General features: G+C 51.1%; 20 protein-coding genes. 19 read left to right on the forward strand and 1 reads right to left on the reverse strand.

Going from position 1 to position 21,035, the window contains the following annotated elements:
- Positions 1 to 101: 101 nt before the first annotated feature.
- The 14 genes from OCV59_RS00415 (at position 102) to OCV59_RS00480 (ending at position 13,616) form a co-directional block, all read left to right on the forward strand.
- The gene (locus OCV59_RS00415; protein WP_147592352.1) at positions 102 to 1,229 is read left to right on the forward strand and encodes a murein hydrolase activator EnvC family protein; all 1,128 of its coding nucleotides are present in this window, start codon (positions 102 to 104) and stop codon (positions 1,227 to 1,229) included.
- Between the two features lie 57 nt (positions 1,230 to 1,286).
- A complete protein-coding gene (recJ, locus tag OCV59_RS00420; protein ID WP_147592353.1) occupies positions 1,287 to 2,912 on the forward strand; it encodes a single-stranded-DNA-specific exonuclease RecJ in 1,626 nt (541 codons plus the stop codon).
- Entirely contained in the window at positions 2,912 to 4,078 is a 1,167-nt protein-coding gene (locus tag OCV59_RS00425; RefSeq protein WP_147592354.1) for a S41 family peptidase, read from the forward strand. The genes recJ and OCV59_RS00425 overlap by 1 nt, the downstream gene beginning before the upstream one ends.
- Positions 4,079 to 4,225: 147 nt before the next feature.
- A complete protein-coding gene (locus tag OCV59_RS00430) occupies positions 4,226 to 4,528 on the forward strand; it encodes a YerC/YecD family TrpR-related protein (RefSeq protein WP_147592355.1) in 303 nt (100 codons plus the stop codon).
- A gap of 115 nt (positions 4,529 to 4,643) precedes the next feature.
- Positions 4,644 to 5,183, forward strand: coding sequence for a 4'-phosphopantetheinyl transferase family protein (locus OCV59_RS00435; protein ID WP_147592356.1), 540 nt, complete (start codon positions 4,644 to 4,646; stop codon positions 5,181 to 5,183).
- The gene (locus OCV59_RS00440; RefSeq protein ID WP_147592357.1) at positions 5,165 to 6,094 is read left to right on the forward strand and encodes a DMT family transporter; all 930 of its coding nucleotides are present in this window, start codon (positions 5,165 to 5,167) and stop codon (positions 6,092 to 6,094) included. Before OCV59_RS00435 ends, OCV59_RS00440 begins: the two co-directional genes overlap by 19 nt.
- The gene (locus tag OCV59_RS00445) at positions 6,084 to 6,947 is read left to right on the forward strand and encodes an MBL fold metallo-hydrolase (RefSeq protein WP_147592358.1); all 864 of its coding nucleotides are present in this window, start codon (positions 6,084 to 6,086) and stop codon (positions 6,945 to 6,947) included. The genes OCV59_RS00440 and OCV59_RS00445 overlap by 11 nt, the downstream gene beginning before the upstream one ends.
- Positions 6,934 to 7,398 carry a regulatory protein RecX gene (locus tag OCV59_RS00450; protein WP_147592359.1) on the forward strand — a complete coding sequence of 155 codons (465 nt, stop codon included), beginning with the start codon at positions 6,934 to 6,936 and terminating at the stop codon, positions 7,396 to 7,398. The genes OCV59_RS00445 and OCV59_RS00450 overlap by 14 nt, the downstream gene beginning before the upstream one ends.
- A gap of 149 nt (positions 7,399 to 7,547) precedes the next feature.
- Positions 7,548 to 8,246, forward strand: a complete 699-nt coding sequence (locus OCV59_RS00455; protein WP_147592360.1) for a tRNA threonylcarbamoyladenosine dehydratase — start codon at positions 7,548 to 7,550, stop codon at positions 8,244 to 8,246.
- A gap of 18 nt (positions 8,247 to 8,264) precedes the next feature.
- On the forward strand, positions 8,265 to 9,545 hold the full coding sequence (locus OCV59_RS00460) for a DNA recombination protein RmuC (protein ID WP_262583984.1): 1,281 nt from the start codon (positions 8,265 to 8,267) through the stop codon (positions 9,543 to 9,545).
- A 30-nt stretch (positions 9,546 to 9,575) separates the two neighbouring features.
- Positions 9,576 to 10,289, forward strand: a complete 714-nt coding sequence (locus tag OCV59_RS00465; RefSeq protein ID WP_147592361.1) for a metallophosphoesterase — start codon at positions 9,576 to 9,578, stop codon at positions 10,287 to 10,289.
- Positions 10,290 to 10,319: 30 nt separating this feature from the next.
- Positions 10,320 to 11,627 (forward strand): pyrimidine-nucleoside phosphorylase, encoded by a 1,308-nt coding sequence (locus tag OCV59_RS00470; protein ID WP_147592362.1) that lies wholly within the window; start codon positions 10,320 to 10,322, stop codon positions 11,625 to 11,627.
- A 223-nt stretch (positions 11,628 to 11,850) separates the two neighbouring features.
- Entirely contained in the window at positions 11,851 to 12,927 is a 1,077-nt protein-coding gene (locus tag OCV59_RS00475; RefSeq protein ID WP_147592363.1) for a BMP family lipoprotein, read from the forward strand.
- 38 nt (positions 12,928 to 12,965) lie between these two features.
- Positions 12,966 to 13,616 carry a TetR/AcrR family transcriptional regulator gene (locus OCV59_RS00480; RefSeq protein ID WP_147592364.1) on the forward strand — a complete coding sequence of 217 codons (651 nt, stop codon included), beginning with the start codon at positions 12,966 to 12,968 and terminating at the stop codon, positions 13,614 to 13,616.
- A 13-nt stretch (positions 13,617 to 13,629) separates the two neighbouring features.
- Here the strand turns inward: OCV59_RS00480 and OCV59_RS00485 are convergent, their stop codons facing one another.
- Positions 13,630 to 14,715, reverse strand: a complete 1,086-nt coding sequence (locus OCV59_RS00485; RefSeq protein ID WP_147592365.1) for a CdaR family transcriptional regulator — start codon at positions 14,713 to 14,715, stop codon at positions 13,630 to 13,632.
- Positions 14,716 to 15,070: 355 nt separating this feature from the next.
- Here OCV59_RS00485 and OCV59_RS00490 point away from each other — a divergent pair, with 355 nt between their 5' ends.
- The 5 genes from OCV59_RS00490 to OCV59_RS00510 all read left to right on the forward strand — a co-directional run bounded on the left by OCV59_RS00490 (position 15,071) and on the right by OCV59_RS00510 (position 20,816).
- The gene (locus tag OCV59_RS00490) at positions 15,071 to 15,505 is read left to right on the forward strand and encodes a hypothetical protein (protein ID WP_147592366.1); all 435 of its coding nucleotides are present in this window, start codon (positions 15,071 to 15,073) and stop codon (positions 15,503 to 15,505) included.
- 84 nt (positions 15,506 to 15,589) lie between these two features.
- Positions 15,590 to 16,963, forward strand: a complete 1,374-nt coding sequence (locus OCV59_RS00495; RefSeq protein WP_262583988.1) for a D-alanyl-D-alanine carboxypeptidase family protein — start codon at positions 15,590 to 15,592, stop codon at positions 16,961 to 16,963.
- An 89-nt stretch (positions 16,964 to 17,052) separates the two neighbouring features.
- On the forward strand, positions 17,053 to 17,301 hold the full coding sequence (locus OCV59_RS00500) for a putative Se/S carrier-like protein (protein WP_262583990.1): 249 nt from the start codon (positions 17,053 to 17,055) through the stop codon (positions 17,299 to 17,301).
- Positions 17,302 to 17,519: 218 nt separating this feature from the next.
- Positions 17,520 to 19,754 carry an SH3 domain-containing protein gene (locus OCV59_RS00505; RefSeq protein ID WP_262583991.1) on the forward strand — a complete coding sequence of 745 codons (2,235 nt, stop codon included), beginning with the start codon at positions 17,520 to 17,522 and terminating at the stop codon, positions 19,752 to 19,754.
- Positions 19,755 to 19,835: 81 nt separating this feature from the next.
- Complete coding sequence (locus OCV59_RS00510) at positions 19,836 to 20,816, forward strand: hypothetical protein (RefSeq protein ID WP_147592370.1); 981 nt, start codon at positions 19,836 to 19,838, stop codon at positions 20,814 to 20,816.
- Positions 20,817 to 21,035: the final 219 nt, after the last annotated feature.

Below are 21,035 nucleotides of genomic sequence, written 5' to 3' on the forward strand. Positions count from 1 at the left end.
ACATCGGAACATCCGTGACAGGCAGAAAAATATTTGAAGCATCGAGATAAAGCGTTGTAATATAGAAACAGCAGAAACAGCAGTCAGCAGGAGGAAGAGGTATGAGAAAAAAACGGTTGATGATCATCATGGCAGTCCTTATGGCATTTCTTATGTGCATGCAGACTTCAGTTGCCAGTGCGGCTTCGCTGAGTGAGATAAGAGATCAGATAAAGCAGAAGGAAAGCCAGCTCAAGGAAGGACAGTCCAAGGAAAGCGATCTGGCATCGCAGATGCTGGATCTTGAAAAGAAGATACAGAGCATGCAGGACAGCATAAATCAGCTGGATGCAGCCATAAGCGAGGGTGAAGCCAAGCTGACGACTCTCGAGGCAGAGCTGAAGGAGGCTGAGGACAAAGTCCAGGTGCAGAACGATAATCTGGGAAGCAGACTCAGGAACATGTACAAGAACGGGACGATCGGATTCGTCGATGTACTGCTCGATTCAGGCAGCTTCACGGAATTCCTGACAAACCTCGATATGGTGGAGAAAGTATACTCCAGCGATAAGGAAGTGCTGACAGGACTTCAGGACGCATATGACGAGATAGACAAGAAAAAGAAGGAAGTTGAGAAACTCCAGACAGAGCTCAATGAGTCAAAGAAGGTAGCTGAAAGCGAAAAGAGCACGCTGGAGGCGAGCAAGGCGACAGTAGAGAAGCAGAAGGCTGAGATCTCCGCATCGAACACTGAGACTCAGAAGATGCTTGACAGCCTCAAGGCGGATGCTGCCGCTATGTCGCAGAACGCGGTAGAAAACGGAAGCTCCAGCAGCGATTCATCATATACGGGCGGAGCTATGGCATGGCCTGTACCGAGCGTCGGGACAAGCAATATAACATCGATATTCGGGTGGAGAACGCATCCTATTTTCGGTGTAGGCAGAGGTCATACAGGAGTAGATATCGGTGCATCTTACGGATCGAGTGTCGTAGCGGCAAATCCGGGCAGGGTGATATATGCAGGATGGTACGGCGGCTACGGAAACTGCGTGCAGATAGACCACGGCGGCGGTGTAGTGACGCTTTACGGTCACAACTCGAGCCTTAATGTGAGTGTGGGACAGCAGGTTTCGAGAGGCCAGACGATAGCTTACATAGGTTCTACGGGATACTCTACAGGCCCTCACTGCCACTTCGAGGTGATACTCGACGGCGTCCAGGTAGACCCTCTGGATTACATACTGTAACAGGGAGACCGGTATAAAACAGGCATTGAAAACAAAAATCGGACAGGAAAGAAATACATGAAAACAGCAGAAGAGATCCTGAAGGATATCCTGAACAGGAGAGGGATATCAACAGAAGAAGACATTTCCGAATTTTTGTCAGACAGACCAAAGAAAACATACGATCCATTCCTGCTTCTTAACATGGAGGCGGGAGTGGATTTGTTGTTGTCGGAAATAAATTCAGGAAAAAGGATATGCATATACGGAGATTATGATGCTGACGGGGTGACGTCCGTATGCATACTGTCGCATGTTATGAGCATGCTGACGGATAATTTTACATATTATATCCCGTCGAGGTTCAGCGAAGGATACGGCCTCAATATGGAAGCGGTATCGCGTATAAAGGACGACGGTGTCGATCTTATCATAACAGTGGACTGCGGGAGCGTGTCATACGAGGAGGTCGAGTATGCGAAAAGGCTGGGAATGAAGGTGATCGTGACCGACCATCACAGCATCGAGGATGTGAAAGCCGACTGCATACTGATAAATCCTAAGCAGAAGGAATGCGGCTATCCTTTCACAGAGCTGGCGGGATGCGGTATTGCGTTCAAGATGGTGCAGGCGATATGCAGAAAGACGGGACTGCCGAAGAGCGTGATAAACGACGTGCTGGATCTTGCGGCGATAGGCACGGTGGGAGATATCGTGGCTCTGACAGACGAGAACAGAACGATCGTGAAATACGGACTGATGAGGATCAATGAAGGCAGGCGCAAATCGCTCAAAAGACTTGCGGAAGCGATATCGCTCAGAACAGTCACATCGGAAAACATCGCTTTCGGCATAGCGCCCCATATAAATGCTGCTGGCAGGATGGCTCATGCAAAAGAAGCCGTCGAGCTTTTTCAGGCGGAAGACAGCAGGACGATCGAGACAAAGGTCGCGGAGCTGGTCAGGTTCAACACTGAGAGAAAGGCGAAGCAGAACGACGCATACGAGCGGTGCATGGAAAAGATCACCGGGGCTGAGAACTTCATCGTCCTCGATATGGATGACATACATGAAGGCATAGCGGGTATCGTTGCAGGAAAGATCAAGGAGACTCTGAACAGACCGGTGATAATAGTGACGCCGTCGGGAGAAGGCGATCTCAAGGGTACGGGACGCAGTGTCGAGAGCATAGATATATTCGCGCTGCTCAAGCGGCACGACGGCCTTTTCAAGAGATTCGGCGGACACAGGAGTGCGTGCGGTTTCCTGATGAAGAAAGAAAATCTCGATATCCTGAGGAGCGAGCTGAACAGGGAAGTACAGCTTATGCTCGACGGAGATCCGCACATGTTCGATGTGCCGACAGTGTGGGATGAGACGATAACTCCGGGAGAGCTGACCATGGAGCTGGCACAGGGTCTTGAAAAGCTGCAGCCGTACGGTCAGGCAAACCCGAAGCCGGTGTTCAGGATGTGCGATGTGACCGTTTCAAAGCTCAGGTTCATGGGAGATGATGCGGAGCATGCCAGATTCACGGCAGTGGCTTCAGACGGCAGCAGAGCGGACTGCATACTTTTCAGGAAAGCCGGGGAAAATGCAGACCTGCTTTCGTCCGGAGGTCCGGTCGATATCACAGGCACGATAAATATAAAGGAATGGATGGGAAGAGAAAGCGTACAGTTTGTTATTGAGGAGGTAATGTGATGGAGATGAAGAAAAAGAAATTTGTGATCTGCATCGTTGCGGCATTCCTTGCGGGAAGCGTGGTGACAGGCGGAGCCTGTGCTGCCGTGTTCAACGGAGCTCTGGGATACGTCAAGATGTCAAAGAAAGACTACGACGAGATGTCGGGTGTATATGAAAGATACAGCAAGCTGGAAAGCCTGTACGAAACGATAAACAAGAACTATTATTCGGATGTGGATGACGATGCACTGCTCGACGGAGCGTGCAAGGGTCTTGTATCCGGACTCGACGATCCGTATTCGAGCTATATGACTGCCGATGAATACAAGAGCTGGAAGGCCTCGGCAACAGGTGAATATTCAGGCGTGGGCCTGACCTTTGCAGAGGCAGACGACGGCAGCTTTACAGTAGTGTCTGTATCGAAGGATTCCCCTGCAGAAAAAGCAGGTATGAAGGCCGGCGACATACTGCTCAGGGTCGACGATAAGGAGTATGATGATCTGGAGCTGATCGCGAACGCTATACGCGGAGACGAGGGCACAAAGGTGACGATCACATATTCAAGAAACGGCAAGGAAGATGAAGTAACACTCACGAGAGCAAAGATAACGCAGCACAGCGTCGAATATGAGATGCTCGACGACAGCACAGGATATATCAGCATCTCTTCATTCATCGAGTCTACGGGAAATGACTTCAAAAAAGCCCTCAAAGATATCGAAGACAAGGGAGCGAAGAACCTCGTGCTCGATCTGCGCGACAACGGCGGCGGCCTGGTGGATGCAGCGGTAGAAGTGGCAGACCAGTTCCTCGATGAGGGCGTTGTAGTATATGTCGAAGACAAGAACAAGAACAGGAACGACTACGATTCGAAAGACGGCAAGACAGATCTCAACACCGTGGTGCTGGTGAATGAAAACAGTGCGAGTGCGTCGGAGATACTGGCTGCAGCCCTTCAGGACAACGGATTCAAGCTGGTAGGACAGAATACATACGGCAAGGGTGTGATACAGTCGACGGCTGAGCTTTCCGACGGATCGGCGATAAAGCTCACGATAATGCAGTACTTCTCGCCGGACGGCAACAAGATACACAAGAAGGGTGTGAAGCCTGACTACGAAGTGAAAAACGAGGAAGACAGCAGCACTGACGCACAGCTCGAAAAAGCTCTCAGCCTGTTCTGATGAGGCCGGTATATCTCGGTCACTGCACGCTGACCCACACTGATTCGCACACTGATTCACGCTTTAAAGCTTTAAAGTAATCATTGACTGAGAAAGCCGGAAATGATATAATCCAGTTACAGACGTGTGTGATGAAAGGAGCATGATATGGCATACGAATCCAGATTCAAGAGAGAAGATATAGATGAGCTTTTTAAAGCGATACTGCTGCTTCAGGATGAGGAAGACTGCTACAGATTCTTTGAAGACATATGTACTGTCAACGAGATACACGCTATCGCACAGAGGCTTCAGGTGGCGAAGCTGCTGTCTGAGAACAAGACCTACAGTGAGATAGAGAACATAACGAAGGCATCGACTGCCACGATAAGCAGGATAAACAAGTGCCTCGTATACGGATCCGACGGATACAGGAGGATCCTCGAAAGACTGGCAGAGTCAGAAAAGTGAGAACTGGCGCGACTTGAATACGACCAGACATAGCAAAAGCGGCGGACATTAAATAGTCCGCCTTTTTATCGCTCTTTATCATTTGACGTGTGAGAGGCTTTCAGGGGATCATTTTATGGAATTATATATATATGAAAACTACAGAGACATGTTTCCGGAGGCGTCAGGCAGAGAGCTGACCGATCTGCTGATACTTGATGCGCTTCGTCAGTGCGGGGTGCATGCGGGGCGCGTGGAGCGGACGGACAGGGGCAAGCCATATATCGCCGGCGTTTGTACAGATCCGGATGAGGACAGAGCTATCTGCGATAATAGCGACGGCCGGCCGTATATATCGGTGAGCCACAGCGGAGCGTATTTCGGCTGCCTGGTCTCAGATGTGCCTGCGGGACTCGACATACAACAGGAGAGAAACGTCAGAGTCGAAAAGGTCAGCCGCAGATATTTTACAGAAGAAGAACAGCGCTATATAGAGAAAACGGGCAGCGACGGCTTCTTTTTACTGTGGGCGCGGAAAGAGGCTTACTGCAAATACACGGGCAGAGGCCTGGAAGAGATACTGGGAGGCACGCCGGTGCTTGGCCGCAGCGACGTGGAATTCACGGATTTTCAGCTTGAGAAAGGGATGTATTGTTCATGCTGCAGAAAGATATAGATAGAAGAAAAGGTTACACGGCGGCAGTCTTTTTCTCGGTACTCGTGGGATTTTCATTCCTCGGGATAAAGATATGCCAGAGATACACGGGCGGACTCAATCTGCTGTGCTACAGATACGCATTCGCGTTCGTGGCAATGATGCTGCTGATGGCGCTCAGGATAGTGAAGATAGACATCAGGAACAAGCCTAAGGGAAAGTTGATGCTGACAGCATTTTTTTACGTGGGCTTCATGGCGCTGCAGGTGGTCGGTCTGTCGCACTCGACCTCTGTAGAAGGGTCGATAATATTCGCAGTGGTGCCGATACTTGTAAAGATCATAGCTTCGGTTTTCCTCGGTGAAAAATCGTCGTGGGTCGAGAACGTATTCATATGCCTGACGGTCGCGTCACTGGTTTTCATGATCGTGATGGGTGCGGCGAAGATCACGATAGATCCGCTGGGAACGGTGCTGCTGCTGATCTCGAGCATAATGATGGCTCTCAGCAACATACTTATGAGGTACACGAGGAACGACTATGCTCCGATAGAGATAACGTTTTCTATAGTTGTGTTCGGATTCATCGTGTTCCATATAGCGTTCATAGTCAAATACATCATCACGGGCGAGAGCTTCGGAGATTATTTCTCGGCGCTGGCGATCCCTCAGGTGCTCGTTGCGGGCGCATACCTGGGTATCGGATGCATACTGCTGTCGGCACATCTGATGAGCTATATGCTGAGCAAGATGGAGGCTGCAAAGGGCACGATATTCGGCAATGTCTCGACTGCTATCTCGATAGTTGCAGGCGTTGTCGTACTCGGTGAAGATCTGATGTGGTATCACATAGTATGCACGGCTCTGATAATCGCAGGCGTCGTAGGCATGAGCCTCAGCGGCAGAAAAAAGGAAGAAAGCAATGAACAGTGAAAACAACAGGATCAGCGACAGCATAAAGATCAGCTTCCTTGTGGAGAACAAGACGGATAACCCCGGCATCATCGCGGAGCACGGGCTTTCCATATACATAGAGACACCCGAACGAAGGATACTGTTCGATGCGGGTGCCACGGATATACTGGCACACAATGCGGAGCGTATGGGCATCGATCTGGCAGAGGCGGATCTGGCGGTGGTCAGCCACGGGCATTACGATCATACGGGCGGATTCCCGGCGTTCTGCAGGATAAATGAAAGGGCGCCTATATACATCCATCGCGATGCGTTCAGAGAATCGTACTCGCTGCGAGACGGCAGGCTGCACGGTTCCAACGACGGCATCAGATGGACAGCTGAGGAAAAAGCCGAGATAGGCGGCAGGCTCGTGAAAACGGACGGGCCTCTATGGATCACAGATGACATATGCGTGACGGGGTCGATCGTAAAAGAGGAAGGCTTCGTTCCATCCGAAAGCTTTTACTATACGGACGAGGACGGGAACATAGCAGAAGACGATATGTCGCACGAACAGTGCCTGGTGATAAGACAGCCCGGCGGACTTTACATATTCTCGGGATGCAGCCATACAGGAGTGATATCCGCTATGGATACGGCGAAGAGCCTTTTTCCGGGGGAAAAGATCGCGCTGCTGGTCGCAGGCATGCACCTTTACAGCGCAGCAGATGAAGTAAGAAAAAATGTAGTGGAGCGAGTGGCGGCGGAAGCGCCGGATTGCGTGATGCCGGTGCACTGCACGGGAATAAAGGCCATATGCGATCTTCGCAGCATGCTCGGAGATGCGTGCATAGTGGCGACAGCGGGGGACAGTTATGGCGGATGTTAGAGAAAGCGCAGTCAGATATCTGAATGTGAAGCCGAGGACGAGGCAGCAGGTCATGCAGTATCTGAAGCGAAAGGGATTCGAGGACGGAGAGATAAAGGACACAGTCGATGAGCTGGAGGCTCGCAGATATATAAACGATCTCGACTACAGCATCATGTATTTCGAGTACGGTTTTGAAAAAGGCCGCGGGATATCGAGGATAAAGCGCGAGCTCGCGGAGAAAGGCGTGCCGACAGACATCATCAGCGCGGCGTTCGATGAGCTCGACGATGTCCCTGATCAGTACAGCGAGGCGCAGAAGATAGCGGACAGCATGCTGATCGGGATCGATACGGAAGAACTCGATTACGACGGGATGCGAAGGCTCCAGGCGAAAATAGGCAGGAGGCTGGCATCGCGCGGTTTTTCACAGGATATAGTGTACAGGATAATCAACGGGCTGCGCAAATAGCAGGGCGCAGCAGAACGCCGGACGCGGCATCGCGCTGATCGCCGGGATCAGCGGCATCGTGGAGAATGCCGGCCGGGTGCATCACAACGAGCGCGGCACATCGCGGTAATCGCAGAGTTTCGCGGGCCGGCGGCAGAGAGGGAGTATAGATGAAAGAACAGTTTGTCAGGACAGGGATGCTGGTGGGTGAAGGCGGCGTAGATGCGCTGGCTTCGGCGTCAGTGATAGTGTTTGGCATCGGCGGGGTAGGCAGTTATGTCACGGAAGGTCTTGCGCGTGCCGGAGTAGGGCGTATAACGCTGGTCGACAAGGACACGATAGATATCAGTAATATAAACAGGCAGCTGCCTGCGCTCCACAGTACTGTGGGGAGGCCGAAGGCTCAGGTGATGGCTGAGCGCGTGGCTGATATAAATCCCGACTGCAGGATAGAGGCGGTACAGTGCTTTTTCCTGCCGGACACTGCAGATGATTTTGATTTCAGCACATATGACTACGTCGTAGATGCGATAGACAACGTCACGGGAAAGCTGGCGATCATCGAGAAGGCATACCGCGAGGGAGCGCCGGTGATCTCGTCGATGGGAACAGGGAACAAGCTGGATCCTTCGGGATTCAGGATATCGACGATAGAAAAGACGAAGGTGTGCCCGCTGGCTAAAGTGATGCGAAAGGAGCTGCGGGCAAGAGGTATAGAGGGCGTCAAGGTGCTGTACTCCGAGGAGCTGCCGATAAGGCACGGCATGGGCTCGACTCCGGGAAGCATATCGTTCGTGCCGTCTGTGGCAGGGCTGATGATCGCCGGTGAGGTGATAAGAGATATATGCGCACGAAAGGTGCAGGAATAGATAAGGAAAGGTAGCGAAATGGGAAATCAGAGTATCCTTCTGGCAGGACTGTTTGTAGCAGTGACAGCACTTGCAGTCCTCGTCATAATACTGATGATAAAGATATCAAGAGGCGGAGCAGGCGGCATCGGAAACGAAGCCGAGCTCAGGTGTGAGATACGCGAAGAGATGCGCAGATCGAGGCAGGAGATGAGCAAAACCGTCCAGCTGAGCGTCAGGCAGATGGGAGAGATGATCGCGCAGAACCAGCGCGAGAGCACAGAGAACCAGAGCCGCAGGCTGGCCGAGCTCAACAGACAGCTGGCAAGCACATCTATGGGCATAGAACAGAGGCTTGAAAACATCAGGATCTCCATGGAAAAGAAGATCACGATGATGACGGATGAGAACAACAGGCAGCTTTCCGAGATGAGGAACACGGTCGATGAGAAGCTCCAGAAGACCCTGGAAGACAGGATCGGCAGATCGTTCAGACAGGTCAGCGACACTCTTGAGCAGGTGACGAGAGGGCTGGGGCAGATGCAGACGCTGGCTGCCGGAGTCGGAGATCTGAAAAAAGTTCTTTCAAATGTGAAGACAAGAGGCATAGTCGGAGAGATACAGCTTGGCGCGATACTGGCGCAGATACTTTCCCCGGAACAGTACGACGAGAACGTCGCTGTGAAGGGCGGCAGCGAGCGAGTGGAATTTGCAGTAAAATTCCCTGGTGAAGGCGACAGGCCTGTATACCTGCCGATAGACTCTAAATTCCCGGCAGATGCATACACGAGACTGCTCGACGCGTACGACACGGGTGACAGGCAGCTGATAAAGGCTGCGACGGACGGGCTGAGGAACGCCGTGCTCAAGGCGGCAAAAGACATCAGGACGAAATACATAAGTCCGCCGTACACGACTGAATTCGCGATAATGTTCCTGCCGTTCGAAGGTCTGTATGCCGAAGTGCTCAGGCTGGGACTTGTGGACACGCTGCAGAGAGACTACCGCATAAACATAGCGGGACCGACGACGATGGCGGCGATGCTCAACAGCTTCCAGATGGGCTTCAGGTCTCTGGCGCTGCAGAAGCAGTCAGGCGAAGTATGGGATACGCTTGCAAAGGTGAGGACCGAGTTCGACAAGTTCGGAGACGTGCTCGTCAAGACACAGACAAAGATGGAGCAGGCACAGAAGGATCTCGAAAAGCTCGTAGGTGTGAGAACAAGAGGCATACAGCGAGCACTCAAGGGAGTTGCGACGGTCGGAGAGCCTGAAGAGACGGGAGACAGCAGGCAGGATACGCTGAAGTTTTTCGAATAAAATAAACAGAAACACAGAGGATGGATATAAATGAGCATATATGCTATAGCAGACCTGCACCTTTCATTCGATCCTGCGGTCGACAAGCCGATGGACATATACGGCCCGAGGTGGTACGATCATGCCGAAAGGCTCAGGAAGAACTGGTGCAGCAGTATATCGGAAGACGACACGGTCATACTGCCGGGTGATATTTCATGGGGGCTGAAGCTGGAGTCGGCGAAGTACGATCTGGACTGGGTCGATGCACTGCCCGGCCGCAAGATCATCACTAAGGGAAATCATGACCTGTGGTGGAGCGGCATAACAAAACTCAATAAAATGTATGAAACAGTCACGTTCCTGCAGAATGACTGCTGTGTTGCCGAAGGCATTTATATATGCGGGACGAGAGGCTGGCTGACGCCGGACAACGATGACTTCGGCGAGGACGACGAGCGGATCTACAAGAGAGAGATGCTCAGGCTCAGAGCTTCACTGGACAAGGCGGTGAAGATGGCGGCAGATGCGGGAGAAGAGCCGGACATACTCGGCGTGCTGCATTATCCGCCGGTATCGAAGCAGACGGCGTTTTCGGGGTTCCAGCAGATATTCGATGATTACGGTGTAAAGCGCGTGATATACGGGCATGTCCACGGCGAAGACGGCTTCAGGACTGCCATAGAGGGCGTGCATCACGGTGTGGAGTACAGCCTCGTATCGCTTGACAGGCTGAACTGCGTGCCGCTTTGCATAAAACCGTAGAAACCCGGAGGGACAGGAGGTTTGTATCAGATGAATACTGTAGATATCATAATAAAAAAGAGAGACGGCAGAGAGCTTTCGGAGGATGAGATCAGGTACATCGTGGATGGATACACGTCAGGAGCGATACCTGACTATCAGATGTCAGCATTCCTGATGGCGGTGTATTTCCGTGGAATGAATGACGAGGAGACGATCTGCCTGACGAAGACGATGCGGGATTCAGGCGAAGTGATGGATCTGAGCGGGATCGCAGGCATCAAGGTCGACAAGCACAGCACGGGCGGCGTCGGAGACAAGACCACGCTGATCGTCGGACCGGCTGCGGCGGCATGCGGCGTGCCGGTGGCAAAGATGAGCGGACGCGGACTTGGATTCACGGGCGGGACGATAGACAAGCTCGGAGCGATACCGGGATTCCATGTCGCGATGGCGTACGAGGATTTCGTGAAGCAGGTCAACAGCACAGGCATTGCTGTGACTGGTCAGACCGGTCATATCGCACCTGCCGACAAGAAGATATATGCGCTCAGGGACGTCACGGGGACTGTGGATAATCTGAGCCTGATAACATCGAGCATCATGAGCAAGAAGCTTGCAGCGGGTTCTGATGCGATACTTCTCGATGTAAAGTGCGGCAGCGGCGCGTTCATGAAAACGGAGCAGGACGCTCGAAGACTTGCTGAGCTGATGGTGAAGATCGGCAGTGCGGCAGGCAAGGAGACGGTCGCTGTCATCACGGATATGGATCAGCCTCTCGGCCGCGCGGTCGGAAATGCGCTTGAGGTCAGAGAGGCGATACAGGTACTGAAGAATGAAGGTCCTGATGATATCACGGAGCTTTCTGTAAAGCTTGCAGGTACCATGGTCTATCTCGGCGGCAGGGCATCGTCGCTGCAGGAGGGCGAGCAGAAAGCCGCGCAGGCGCTGAGCGACGGAAGCGCACTGCAAAAGTTCAGGGAGTTCGTGGCGGCGCAGGGCGGTGATCCGGATATCACGGAGGATCCGGGGCTGCTTCCTTCGGCGGAGATATCGGAAGATCTGAAAGCATGGTGCGACGGGTATATAGCAGGGATGGACACGATGAGGATCGGCCTCGCGTCGCAGCACACGGGTGCAGGCCGTGAAACGAAAGATGATGAGATCGACCTTTCGGCGGGGCTTTATCTGCATAGAAAGACAGGCGAATACGTCCGCAAAGGTGATGTTATATGTACCGTTTATGGAAATGATGTGAAAAAAGTCGGCAAAGCATTGGAGGAAGTCGGCAATTCTGTTAAAATCAGAAATGATAAACCGGAACCGCAAAAACTGATAAAAGCAGTGATCACGGTTTAGGTGAATGGAACCCCGCAGGGGTGTAACCTTAATGTCGGCTGTGCCGACAAATAAATATATGAAACACCACGAGGGTATAACCTGATGTCATTCTTCGACTGACAAATCATAGAAACCCTAAAGGATAACCTTGATGTCAGTCTTTGACTGACAAATATATGAAACCCTAAAGGATAACCTTTATGTCGGCTGACGCCGACAAATATATGAAAGGAGTGTCGGTATGAAACGGATAGTGATCAGCATACTCACAGCAGCAGTTCTCATATTTGCGATGGCTTCCTGCGGACAGAAGCAGGACAGCGGATCGAACAGCGATATGACGTGCGAAGTGGCGATGATCGCAGAAGACAGGAAAACAGATGACACGTCCTTTACACAGACGGCATGGAAGAGTGTGGAAGGATTTGCAGAGGAAAAAGGTGTGACAGCTAAGCTGTACAAGCCTGATGACGCGTCGGAAGAGGCGTATCTTTCAGCTGTGAAAAAAGCTGCAGATGACGGAGCGGGAATGATAGTGATGGCAGGCAGCGGCTTTGCTCAGGCAGTATATTCGGCGCAGTCGGCTTATCCTGATACGGACTTTCTTCTCATAGACGGTGTACCTCACGATGACAGCAGCAATTATGCCACTGCCGGGAACACTGTAAGCGTGATCTTTGCAGAAGAGGAAGCCGGATACATGGCCGGATATGCCGCTGTCAAAGACGGATATACGAAGCTGGGATTCATAGGAGGACAGGCTCTTCCGGAGATAAAGCGATACGGATACGGATTCGTTCAGGGAGCGGCTGCAGCTGTCGCAGAGACGGAAACGAAGGTGGAGATAGACTACAGATATGCAGGAGCATCCGAAGGCTCTGACGACGTGCAGAAGCTGGCAGCGCAGTGGTACGACGGCGGCACGGAAGTGATATTTGCATGCGGCGGATCAGTGAGCAGCTCCGTGATAAAAGCAGCCGAGAAGGCAGGCGGCAAGGTGATAGGTGCGGACTTCGATCAGAGCGGTCTGTCGGAGACTGTCATAACATCGGCATGCAAAGACACGGACACTGCAGTCACAAAAGTGCTCAGGAGCTATGAAGACGGCACTTTTGCAGGCGGAACTGCGTTCAATTATGCTGCCAGAAACAACGGCGTGAGCCTGGAAATGAAGAATTCAAGATTCAGGACATTCAGCGAAGCTGATTATAAAAAGCTTTTCAGCCAGCTGAAAAACGAAAAAGTCGAGCTCAAAAAGGATACGGCTGTAAAGTCTGTATCTGAGCTTGCAGGCGAGTGGGTAACACTCAGGGAATAGATATTTGATATAACAGGGCATGTAAATGGAGGCATGACATGAAAGCCAGAAAAACTAAAGACAGGATACTGGACACATCTATAAGATTATTCAACGAGCGGAAAGCTTCTAATGTCAGTACTGTGCAGATTTCCGCGGAAATGGGTATAAGCCCCGGCAATCTGTATTACTACTACGACAATAAAGAGGAAGTGATCCGCTATATCTGGACAGAAAGGATGAAGAGCGAGGCCGAAGCGCTTGTGGAGAAATATGCTGAAGTCAGGAGTGCAGCCGATTTTATCGAATGCATCAGAGAAGTGCTGAAGCACTGTCTTAAATACAGGTTTTTCTATACGGAACTGACTACGCTTTTTGCGAATGACAATATGCTGATAGATATGTATCGTGATCTGAAGGACAGGATCAGAGCGGCTGCGGTAGAGATGCACAAGACTCTTGTACGTGAGGATATGACTCCTGAGCTCGATCGCGATGATATAGAGGCTGCTGCCGACAATGGTGTGGCACTGCTGGTGGGGCTCGTCATGTACTGCGATGTGATGGCAGTAGAAGGGCAGAGCATGGAAGTGTCGGCCTCAAAGGCGCTGATACGTATGGTGCGCTATATGATAATGATGAAGAGATTCGGCAGCGCGATGAGCGCGGAACTTGAGAAAGAACTTGAACGCATGCCTGCATCCGTGTGACGCGGCGCCGGTATCAGCTGTGATACCAGCGGCCTGCGAGATACAGCGATATCAGATCTTTTGTTATACGTGGATCGAGTCCTGTGCGGTTTATGATCTTACTGATCTTATACTGCACAGTATTTTTATGTATGAAAAGCTCGCGCGCTATCGCATTTATCGAGCCGTTATTCTTGTAGTATATATTGATGAAATGGATGACGTCGTTTATCTCGTTGTCATTGCAGTTTCTGAATATCATGTCGGTGAAACGTTTTTTGTGATCGATATCGACAGAAGCTATGATGATATCGAGGAGAAGATCATCGTACAGGTATATACCCGACGAACAGTTTCTCTTAAGGCTCATCGCTCTTCTGGCCTGACGGAAAGATTCCACTGCGGATTTGCAGTCGGGGTAGCACGTGCCTATGATGCACAGATACGCTTCCTGAGGGAACTCGCTGTTGAAGCGCGGCTCCAGGTAGTCTCTGAATTTTGCAGCTGAGTCGAAGTTTCCGATCAGCATGCCGAAGTCATTGTTGTATCCTGTGAGGATATGTGTCTTGTCTATCCTCGAATCGAGGAACTCGCTGATGCTGTATTCCGGGTCGGAGAGGCTTATCAGTGCAGCTGTCATAGGCGAGTGAGGATCGAGGTGGTACTTTCTCAGCGTGTCGGCCAGATGATCAGGATCGTCGAGCTCGTCGTTTATCCAGTTGCTGATGAAGAGCATGCGCGCATGCTCTTTTTTGTCTTTCTGCTGTATGGTCTCAAAATCCTTTACGAGGATCTCGGTGACTTTCTTGATTATCCTGGCATATCTGCTGGTCTCGGAAACCTCTCCGGTTATGCCGACAACGCCTATGATATTGTCGTCGGAAAAGAGCGGCAGGTTGATGCCTTTCTTGCATCCGGCGTATTCGTCATCATAGTAGACAGGCAGTTCGCGAAGATTCTCCTTTATGACAAGATGAGCGCCTTCATGGAACTGTCCCGGACGGAGCGGGTCGGTGCTGGCCATGATTATGCCGTTTTCATCCATGATATTTATATCGTAATCTATGACTGAGCTGATCTCACGTATCAGGTCAGTGGCCGTGTTCTTGCTTATTTTCATCGTTTTCCTCTCTCTGCCGCCTGTACAGGAATGCGTTCATGCAGGTCTGCAGGCAGGCTTTTACAGTTTTTTATTATGCAGGAAATATCGCTTTCGATATTTCCGGAATATCAACAAAAGTTCCACATGAAAATATGTGGCTAAGCCACTTTTGTTCTTTTAACAATGCGTTGTTATATATAACAACAAAAACTCATGCATTAGGAAATATGCATAAATAAAGCTGTTACATATAATATTATAATAAAAAAGCTCAACATCGTCAATGACTGAATAAAATCGTCTCCGGGGGGAACGATATTCGTATAACGAAATATAACGAAGCCGGCATAAGAAAGACAGGGGGATACGGGAAATGGTGGAACAGGACACGATAAGGCTGCTGAGAGAATGCGACGCAGGCATCAAGATGGGCGTTTCGTCGATAGATGACGTATTTGAATATGTGCAGAGCGAGGATTTCAAAAAAGCGCTGAAATTCTGCAGGGGACAGCATGTGAAGCTTCAGGACGAGATACAGGTGCTTCTCGATCAGTATCACGACAGCGGCAAGGAGCCCAACATGATGGCCAAGGGCATGTCGTGGATGAAGACGAACGCTAAAATGGCGATGGACGGATCGGATCAGACTATCGCGGATCTGATGACAGACGGCTGCAACATGGGCGTGAAATCACTGAGCAGGTTTCTGAACCAGTATAAGGCAGCCGATGAAAAGTCAAAAGACATAACGAAACGACTGATAGGGCTTGAAGAAAAGCTGGTCGTCGACGCACGAAGGTTTCTGTAGGGGACGCTGCAGAGCCTTTTACAGATACAGGCCTTCTTTTTCCTTGAAATGGAGCATACATTTAAGGAGAAAGGAGGTTTTTTAGTGAAGAAAAAATCAAAGCGCATGGAGAACGTGCTGACGGGCGTGCTCGTTGCAGTGCTCCTGATAGCGAGCGGATTCATGGGTATAGAGAATTTTGAACCTGTCGTCAGGCACCTGACGATAACGGACAGGAGCATGGCTGACGAAGAGGCGTCGTCAGAACGAGGCTCTGAAAAGCTCACAGCGGATGGCGGTGAGGAAAGTCTGGAAACGGCAGCTGTATCAGAAAACGCGGAGGCTGACAGTGCTGATGGAACAGGAGAAGGATCAGATGGAAACGGATCGGGCGAAAACGGGCAGTCGCTGAAGATAGATGCAAAGTCAGCCGTGCTCATAGACGGCAGCAGCGGACGGGTGCTCTTTGCGCAGAACGAAAAGGAGCATCTGCCTCCTGCATCGGTCACAAAGGTGATGACACTGCTGCTCGTGCTTGAAGGATGTGAAAGCGGCAAGATATCGCTCGACGACAAGGTCACTGTATCAGAGCGCGCAGCATCGATGGGAGGAAGCCAGATGTACATGGAGCCCGGCGAACAGCATACGGTGGAGGAGCTGATCAAAGGCGTCATCATGGTGAGTGCGAACGACGGCTGTGTCGCACTTTCGGAGCATCTGTGCGGCAGCGTGGAAAGCTTTGTAGAGCGCATGAACGAGCGTGCGCGTGAGCTCGGGCTCAGGGACAGCCATTTCGTCAACACGAACGGCCTTCCTGTAGCAAATCATTACTCGTGTGCATATGATATAGGAGTGATATCCGTGGAGCTGATGAAGTTTGAAAATGCCAGACCATGGTTCACTGCGTGGCAGGAGGACATCGAAGTCGGTCTTCCGGGAAAGGAAAGCAAATGCACCCTTACGAACACAAACAAGCTGATCAGGAGCTACAGCGGAGCTATAGGTGTAAAGACAGGTTTCACGCAGGACGCAGGGTACTGCCTTTCAGGAGCGGCGCAGAGAGATTCGACCAGGCTCATAGGCGTGGTGCTCGGATGTGAGAGCAGCAAGATCAGGTTCGCGGAAATGGCAAAGCTGCTGGATCACGGGTTTGCATGCTATGAGACGGTGCAGTTCGCGAAAAAAGGAGAGAAGATCCGGAAGATAAAAACCGAGAAGGGCGATGAGATGAAGTTCTATGCCGTGACAGAATGCAATGCGGGCGTTACCGTAGAGAAAGGTGCAAAGTCGCAGCTGAGCAGGAAAGTAAAGCTGGATAAAGGATATAAGCTTCCGCTGAAGAAAGGGAGCAGAGTCGGAACACTGGAGATATGTCAGGGAAAAGAAAAGGTGGCAGAATATGATCTGGTAGCCGATCGCGATGTGGATCGTGCAGATTTCATCACTACATACATCCGTCTGATGAAGAAGCTGATCTGAAACGGCATCGGCGGTGTATGCACATATCGCAGTTACTGGTGCGGCATGTGACAAACAGCAGCGAGGAACGACAGAAGGGAGGCATCCCTGTGAGTGGCAGATACTGTTACCTTTTCTTTTCGGGATACTGCAGCGTGACGGAGGCATCTCAGCTTCTGGCACATAACATGATATCCAACCGCATCGTCAGAGCTCCGGCAGGGCTCGGCGGCGGATGCAGCTTTGCGGTCCTGGTAAATGCGCCGGATGAAGGTCGGAGCATAGAGCTTCTTGGCAGATCCGGCATAAATGTCGAAAGAAGCGTGCGCAGAAACACGGCGATCTTCGGCGGCGTATAGGCGGTTTTTACACGGCAGTTTTTGAAAATGCTGCAGAAACCGGCAAAAAATAATTTTTGAAAAAGGCTCACTGATTTTCTTTCTGCAGAAAACGATGTGATCTTTAGAAATGCCAAAAACGTTGACTTTTCAACGTTTTTGGTGTATAATCCATTAAAGATCTGCATCCTATTCATAATAAAAATAGAGGCAAAAACATGGTAAACAAGGAGGGAATTATGTCAACACAGCGAAAATCAAGGTCCCGAAGATCTGCTGCGATCGCAGTCGCGGTCATGATGGCTGCGGCGCTCTTTGCAGGACTTCCCGCGACAGATTTCGGCAAGGTGTATGCGGCCGGCGAAACGGCTGTAGTCGCTACGGATGTGCTGAATGTAAGGTCGGGAGCCGGCACGAATTATTCGCGCATAGGCGCGCTCAAAGAGGGCAGGACTTTCGTCGTGACAGGATCGGCAAAGGACTCGTCAGGTGTAGTCTGGTATCAGTTTTCATTCGGTTCGAGGACTGGTTATGTTTCATCGAGGTATGTTAACATAAAACAGCCTACGGTAACCCCTGTTTCTAACACTCAGGGCGCTGTAAGCGATGGTCCGCTGAGAGTCAGAAGCGGTCCGGGAACAGGATACAGCGTGCTGGGATCGCTTGCCACGGGAAAAACTTTCACGGTCAGCGGCAAAGCGCAGGATATTTCCGGAGTGTGGTGGTACAGTTTTGACTACAACGGCAAGACGGGATATGTGTCGTCGCAGTATGTGAAAACTTCATCGACATCAAGCAGTGTAGTCGAAGTGGAGAAGACGACGGGAACTGTAAGCGATGGTCCGCTGAGAGTCAGGACGGGCCCGGGGACAAGCTACAGCGTGCTGGGATCGCTTGCCACGGGAAAATCGTTCACAGTCACAGGCAAGGCACAGGACAGCTCAGGTACGTGGTGGTACAGACTGACCTACAGCGGCAAGACGGGATATGTGTCATCTGCTTATGTGACGACGAAGACAGAATCAGGGACTGAGGAAGAACCGAAGCCTGATACAGGCAAGAAACAGGTAGGAACCGTATTCGACGGTCCGCTCAGAGTGAGGAGCGGAGCAGGAACGAATCATGATACACTGGGACAGCTCATTACAGGCAAGACTTTTGATATCGAGGGGACGGCAACGGACAGTTCGGGAACAGTGTGGTACAAGCTCACTTACAACGGCAGGTTCGGATACGTTTCATCCAAATATGTGAAAGTCACAGAGATGAAAGATGATGGAAACAGCGGCAGCGGGGAGACCAGCGAGCCGGTTACATTCCAGCTGGGTACGACTACAGCATACGACGGATTGAATGTCAGGAAGGGTCCCGGAACAGGATATGAAAGGCTTACGACTCTTCCGGGAGGTACTTCGGTAACGATCACAGGATCGGCTAAGGACAGCGGCGGCAAGGTATGGTACAAATATCAGTACAGCGCTTCTCAGGACGGATATATGTGCTCTGATTACGTGACAGTAAAAACGGTGACTTCCGACAGTCAGTTCGAAGCGTATATGACGGCACAGGGCTTCCCTGAAAGCTACAAGCCGGGACTGAGAATGCTCCATGCGGCACATCCTCAGTGGGTGTTCAAGGCGGACAAGCTGGGATACAGCTGGTCAAGCGCGCTTTCCAAGGAAACGGCAAAGCCGGGAACGAACCTTGTAAGCTCGTCATCACCTGTTTCATACCGATCGACAGCAGCAGGTGCCTACAATGCATCGAACAATACGTGGACGAGATATGACGGCAGCTGGTATGCGGCAAGTGAAAAAGTAGTCTCATACTACATGGATCCGAGGAATTTCCTCAGTGAAAACGGTATATACCAGTTTATGACGCACAGGTATGACAGCGCTACGCAGAATGAATCGACAGTGGCAGCTGTGATATCGGGGTCGTTCATGCAGGGAAGCAATCCGGGAGGCGGATACAGCTCATACAGCTCGCTGATCAATGAGGCAGGAAAGAGTACAGGAGTCAATCCGAACGTGCTCGCGGCGATGATAATACAGGAGCAGGGCTGGAGCGGCAGCAGTCTGGTTTCGGGAACTTATCCGGGATACCAGGGCTACTACAACTTCTTCAACATCGGTGCCTATACTACAGATACGATGAACGCTATACAGAGGGGTCTCTGGTATGCGAGCAGACAGGGCTGGAATACTCCGTACAAGTCAATAGTAGGAGGCGCTGAATTTTATGCCGATGAATATGTGAGCAACAATCAGGATACATATTATACTAAGAAGTTCAATGTAAAGAACGGGCTCAGTCATGTAGCTACGCATCAGTATATGACGAATGTAGCGGCGGCGGCAGGTGAAGGCAGCATCGTGAAGAGCGCATTCAACAGCAACAGCAATTATCCTGTCACGTTCAACATCCCTGTCTATGATGACATGCCGGCGACAGCATGCCAGCTTCCATAGGGCGGCATGACAGAGTAACTGTACTGCATGACCGGACAGAGTATGTCCGGCATGGAAAAAATATGTTTTAAGGGGTCAAAGATGGTAAATTGCAAAGACAAAGAAAATCTTACCGAATGCATTTTAAGAAAACTGATAGTGCTGGTGGCAGTGCTGGCGCTGCTGATACCGGTGCTTTCTCCTGAGGTATTCGCGGCTTCGTCGGTCACGATAAGCACAGAAAGCAGCGTGAAAGGCGGGGATACCTTCACGGTGGCGGTGACATTCGGAGGCGGCAGCGTGGGACGTGTAGACGCATCGCTCTCATATGACACCGACAAGCTGACTTATATATCGGGAGGAAGCAGCTCCGGGAACACCGGTTATATCCAGCTGGCACAGGCAGGAACGGACGGCAGCGTCACATTCAATATAAAATTCCAGGCAGTGACTGACGGCGATACCACGCTGTCGGTCACGACATATGAGATGTACGACCTGGATGAATCATATATGAGTGAACAGCCATCTGCCACCAAGACGATCTCGATAGCGGGCAATGCGGCGTCAGATCAGCTGATAACGGAGACGACGTCACCTGACAAGCCTGTAAAGGAGACAGAGCTTTCGGGAGTAGACGAGAAACAGACCGGAACTGATTCGGGGAACGGCATACTGCTGATGATCGCGCTGATAGCGATCCCGGTGATACTGATAATAGTGATCGCAGTGATCCTCGCAAAGAAAAAGAAGACTGCGCCGCCAAAGCACAGCGGAGGCGGTGAACCGGGCGATCATGCACACGGCGCATCCGACATGCATGCAGGCGCGGAGGCGGTGAACCGGGCGATCGATGTACAGGACGGATACGGTGACGGCGGAGATCCTTACTACGGATCACCGGCAGATACTTCCGCACCGCAGGACGCTGACATACGTGACGAGAAAGAAATCCGCGAAGAGCGCGATTTCAGGAAACGCATCGGAGCAATCAGAGATGAATACCGTGAAGACCGAAAGCGCGCATCAGAGGAGACCGAAGTCTGGTCAGAGTGGAAAGGCTACGATGACAACGACCTTTAAGCGCTTATGAACTAAATCAACAATGCTCAGAGAAGACTCGCATGACGAGAAACTCTGAGCATTTTTCATTATGTAGGAAATATCGCTTCCGATATTTCCGGGATATCAACAAAAGCTGCATATGAAAATATGTGGCGAAGCCGCTTTTGTTCTGTAGAAATAAAAGCTGTATGTGGTAAAATGAGTTATAGCATACGCTGCGATTTTTTATAGAACAAG

Origin of the sequence: Brotomerdimonas butyrica (assembly GCF_025567305.1) — a bacterium.
Classification (GTDB): Bacteria; Bacillota; Clostridia; order Peptostreptococcales; family Anaerovoracaceae; genus Lentihominibacter; species Lentihominibacter butyricus.

Excerpts from the sequence above, each read along its gene's own strand:
- OCV59_RS00480 (WP_147592364.1), top strand. The coding sequence starts at position 12,966 with ATGAAAGCCAGAAAAACTAAAGACAGGATACTGGACACATCTATAAGA.
- OCV59_RS00455 (WP_147592360.1), top strand. The coding sequence starts at position 7,548 with ATGAAAGAACAGTTTGTCAGGACAGGGATGCTGGTGGGTGAAGGCGGC.
- OCV59_RS00510 (WP_147592370.1), top strand. The coding sequence starts at position 19,836 with ATGGTAAATTGCAAAGACAAAGAAAATCTTACCGAATGCATTTTAAGA.
- OCV59_RS00415 (WP_147592352.1), top strand. The coding sequence starts at position 102 with ATGAGAAAAAAACGGTTGATGATCATCATGGCAGTCCTTATGGCATTT.
- OCV59_RS00475 (WP_147592363.1), top strand. The coding sequence starts at position 11,851 with ATGAAACGGATAGTGATCAGCATACTCACAGCAGCAGTTCTCATATTT.
- OCV59_RS00470 (WP_147592362.1), top strand. The coding sequence starts at position 10,320 with ATGAATACTGTAGATATCATAATAAAAAAGAGAGACGGCAGAGAGCTT.
- OCV59_RS00430 (WP_147592355.1), top strand. The coding sequence starts at position 4,226 with ATGGCATACGAATCCAGATTCAAGAGAGAAGATATAGATGAGCTTTTT.
- OCV59_RS00440 (WP_147592357.1), top strand. The coding sequence starts at position 5,165 with ATGCTGCAGAAAGATATAGATAGAAGAAAAGGTTACACGGCGGCAGTC.
- OCV59_RS00490 (WP_147592366.1), top strand. The coding sequence starts at position 15,071 with ATGGTGGAACAGGACACGATAAGGCTGCTGAGAGAATGCGACGCAGGC.
- OCV59_RS00505 (WP_262583991.1), top strand. The coding sequence starts at position 17,520 with ATGTCAACACAGCGAAAATCAAGGTCCCGAAGATCTGCTGCGATCGCA.
- OCV59_RS00485 (WP_147592365.1), bottom strand. The coding sequence starts at position 14,715 with ATGAAAATAAGCAAGAACACGGCCACTGACCTGATACGTGAGATCAGC.
- OCV59_RS00425 (WP_147592354.1), top strand. The coding sequence starts at position 2,912 with ATGGAGATGAAGAAAAAGAAATTTGTGATCTGCATCGTTGCGGCATTC.
- OCV59_RS00465 (WP_147592361.1), top strand. The coding sequence starts at position 9,576 with ATGAGCATATATGCTATAGCAGACCTGCACCTTTCATTCGATCCTGCG.
- OCV59_RS00460 (WP_262583984.1), top strand. The coding sequence starts at position 8,265 with ATGGGAAATCAGAGTATCCTTCTGGCAGGACTGTTTGTAGCAGTGACA.
- OCV59_RS00445 (WP_147592358.1), top strand. The coding sequence starts at position 6,084 with ATGAACAGTGAAAACAACAGGATCAGCGACAGCATAAAGATCAGCTTC.
- OCV59_RS00435 (WP_147592356.1), top strand. The coding sequence starts at position 4,644 with ATGGAATTATATATATATGAAAACTACAGAGACATGTTTCCGGAGGCG.
- OCV59_RS00450 (WP_147592359.1), top strand. The coding sequence starts at position 6,934 with ATGGCGGATGTTAGAGAAAGCGCAGTCAGATATCTGAATGTGAAGCCG.
- recJ (WP_147592353.1), top strand. The coding sequence starts at position 1,287 with ATGAAAACAGCAGAAGAGATCCTGAAGGATATCCTGAACAGGAGAGGG.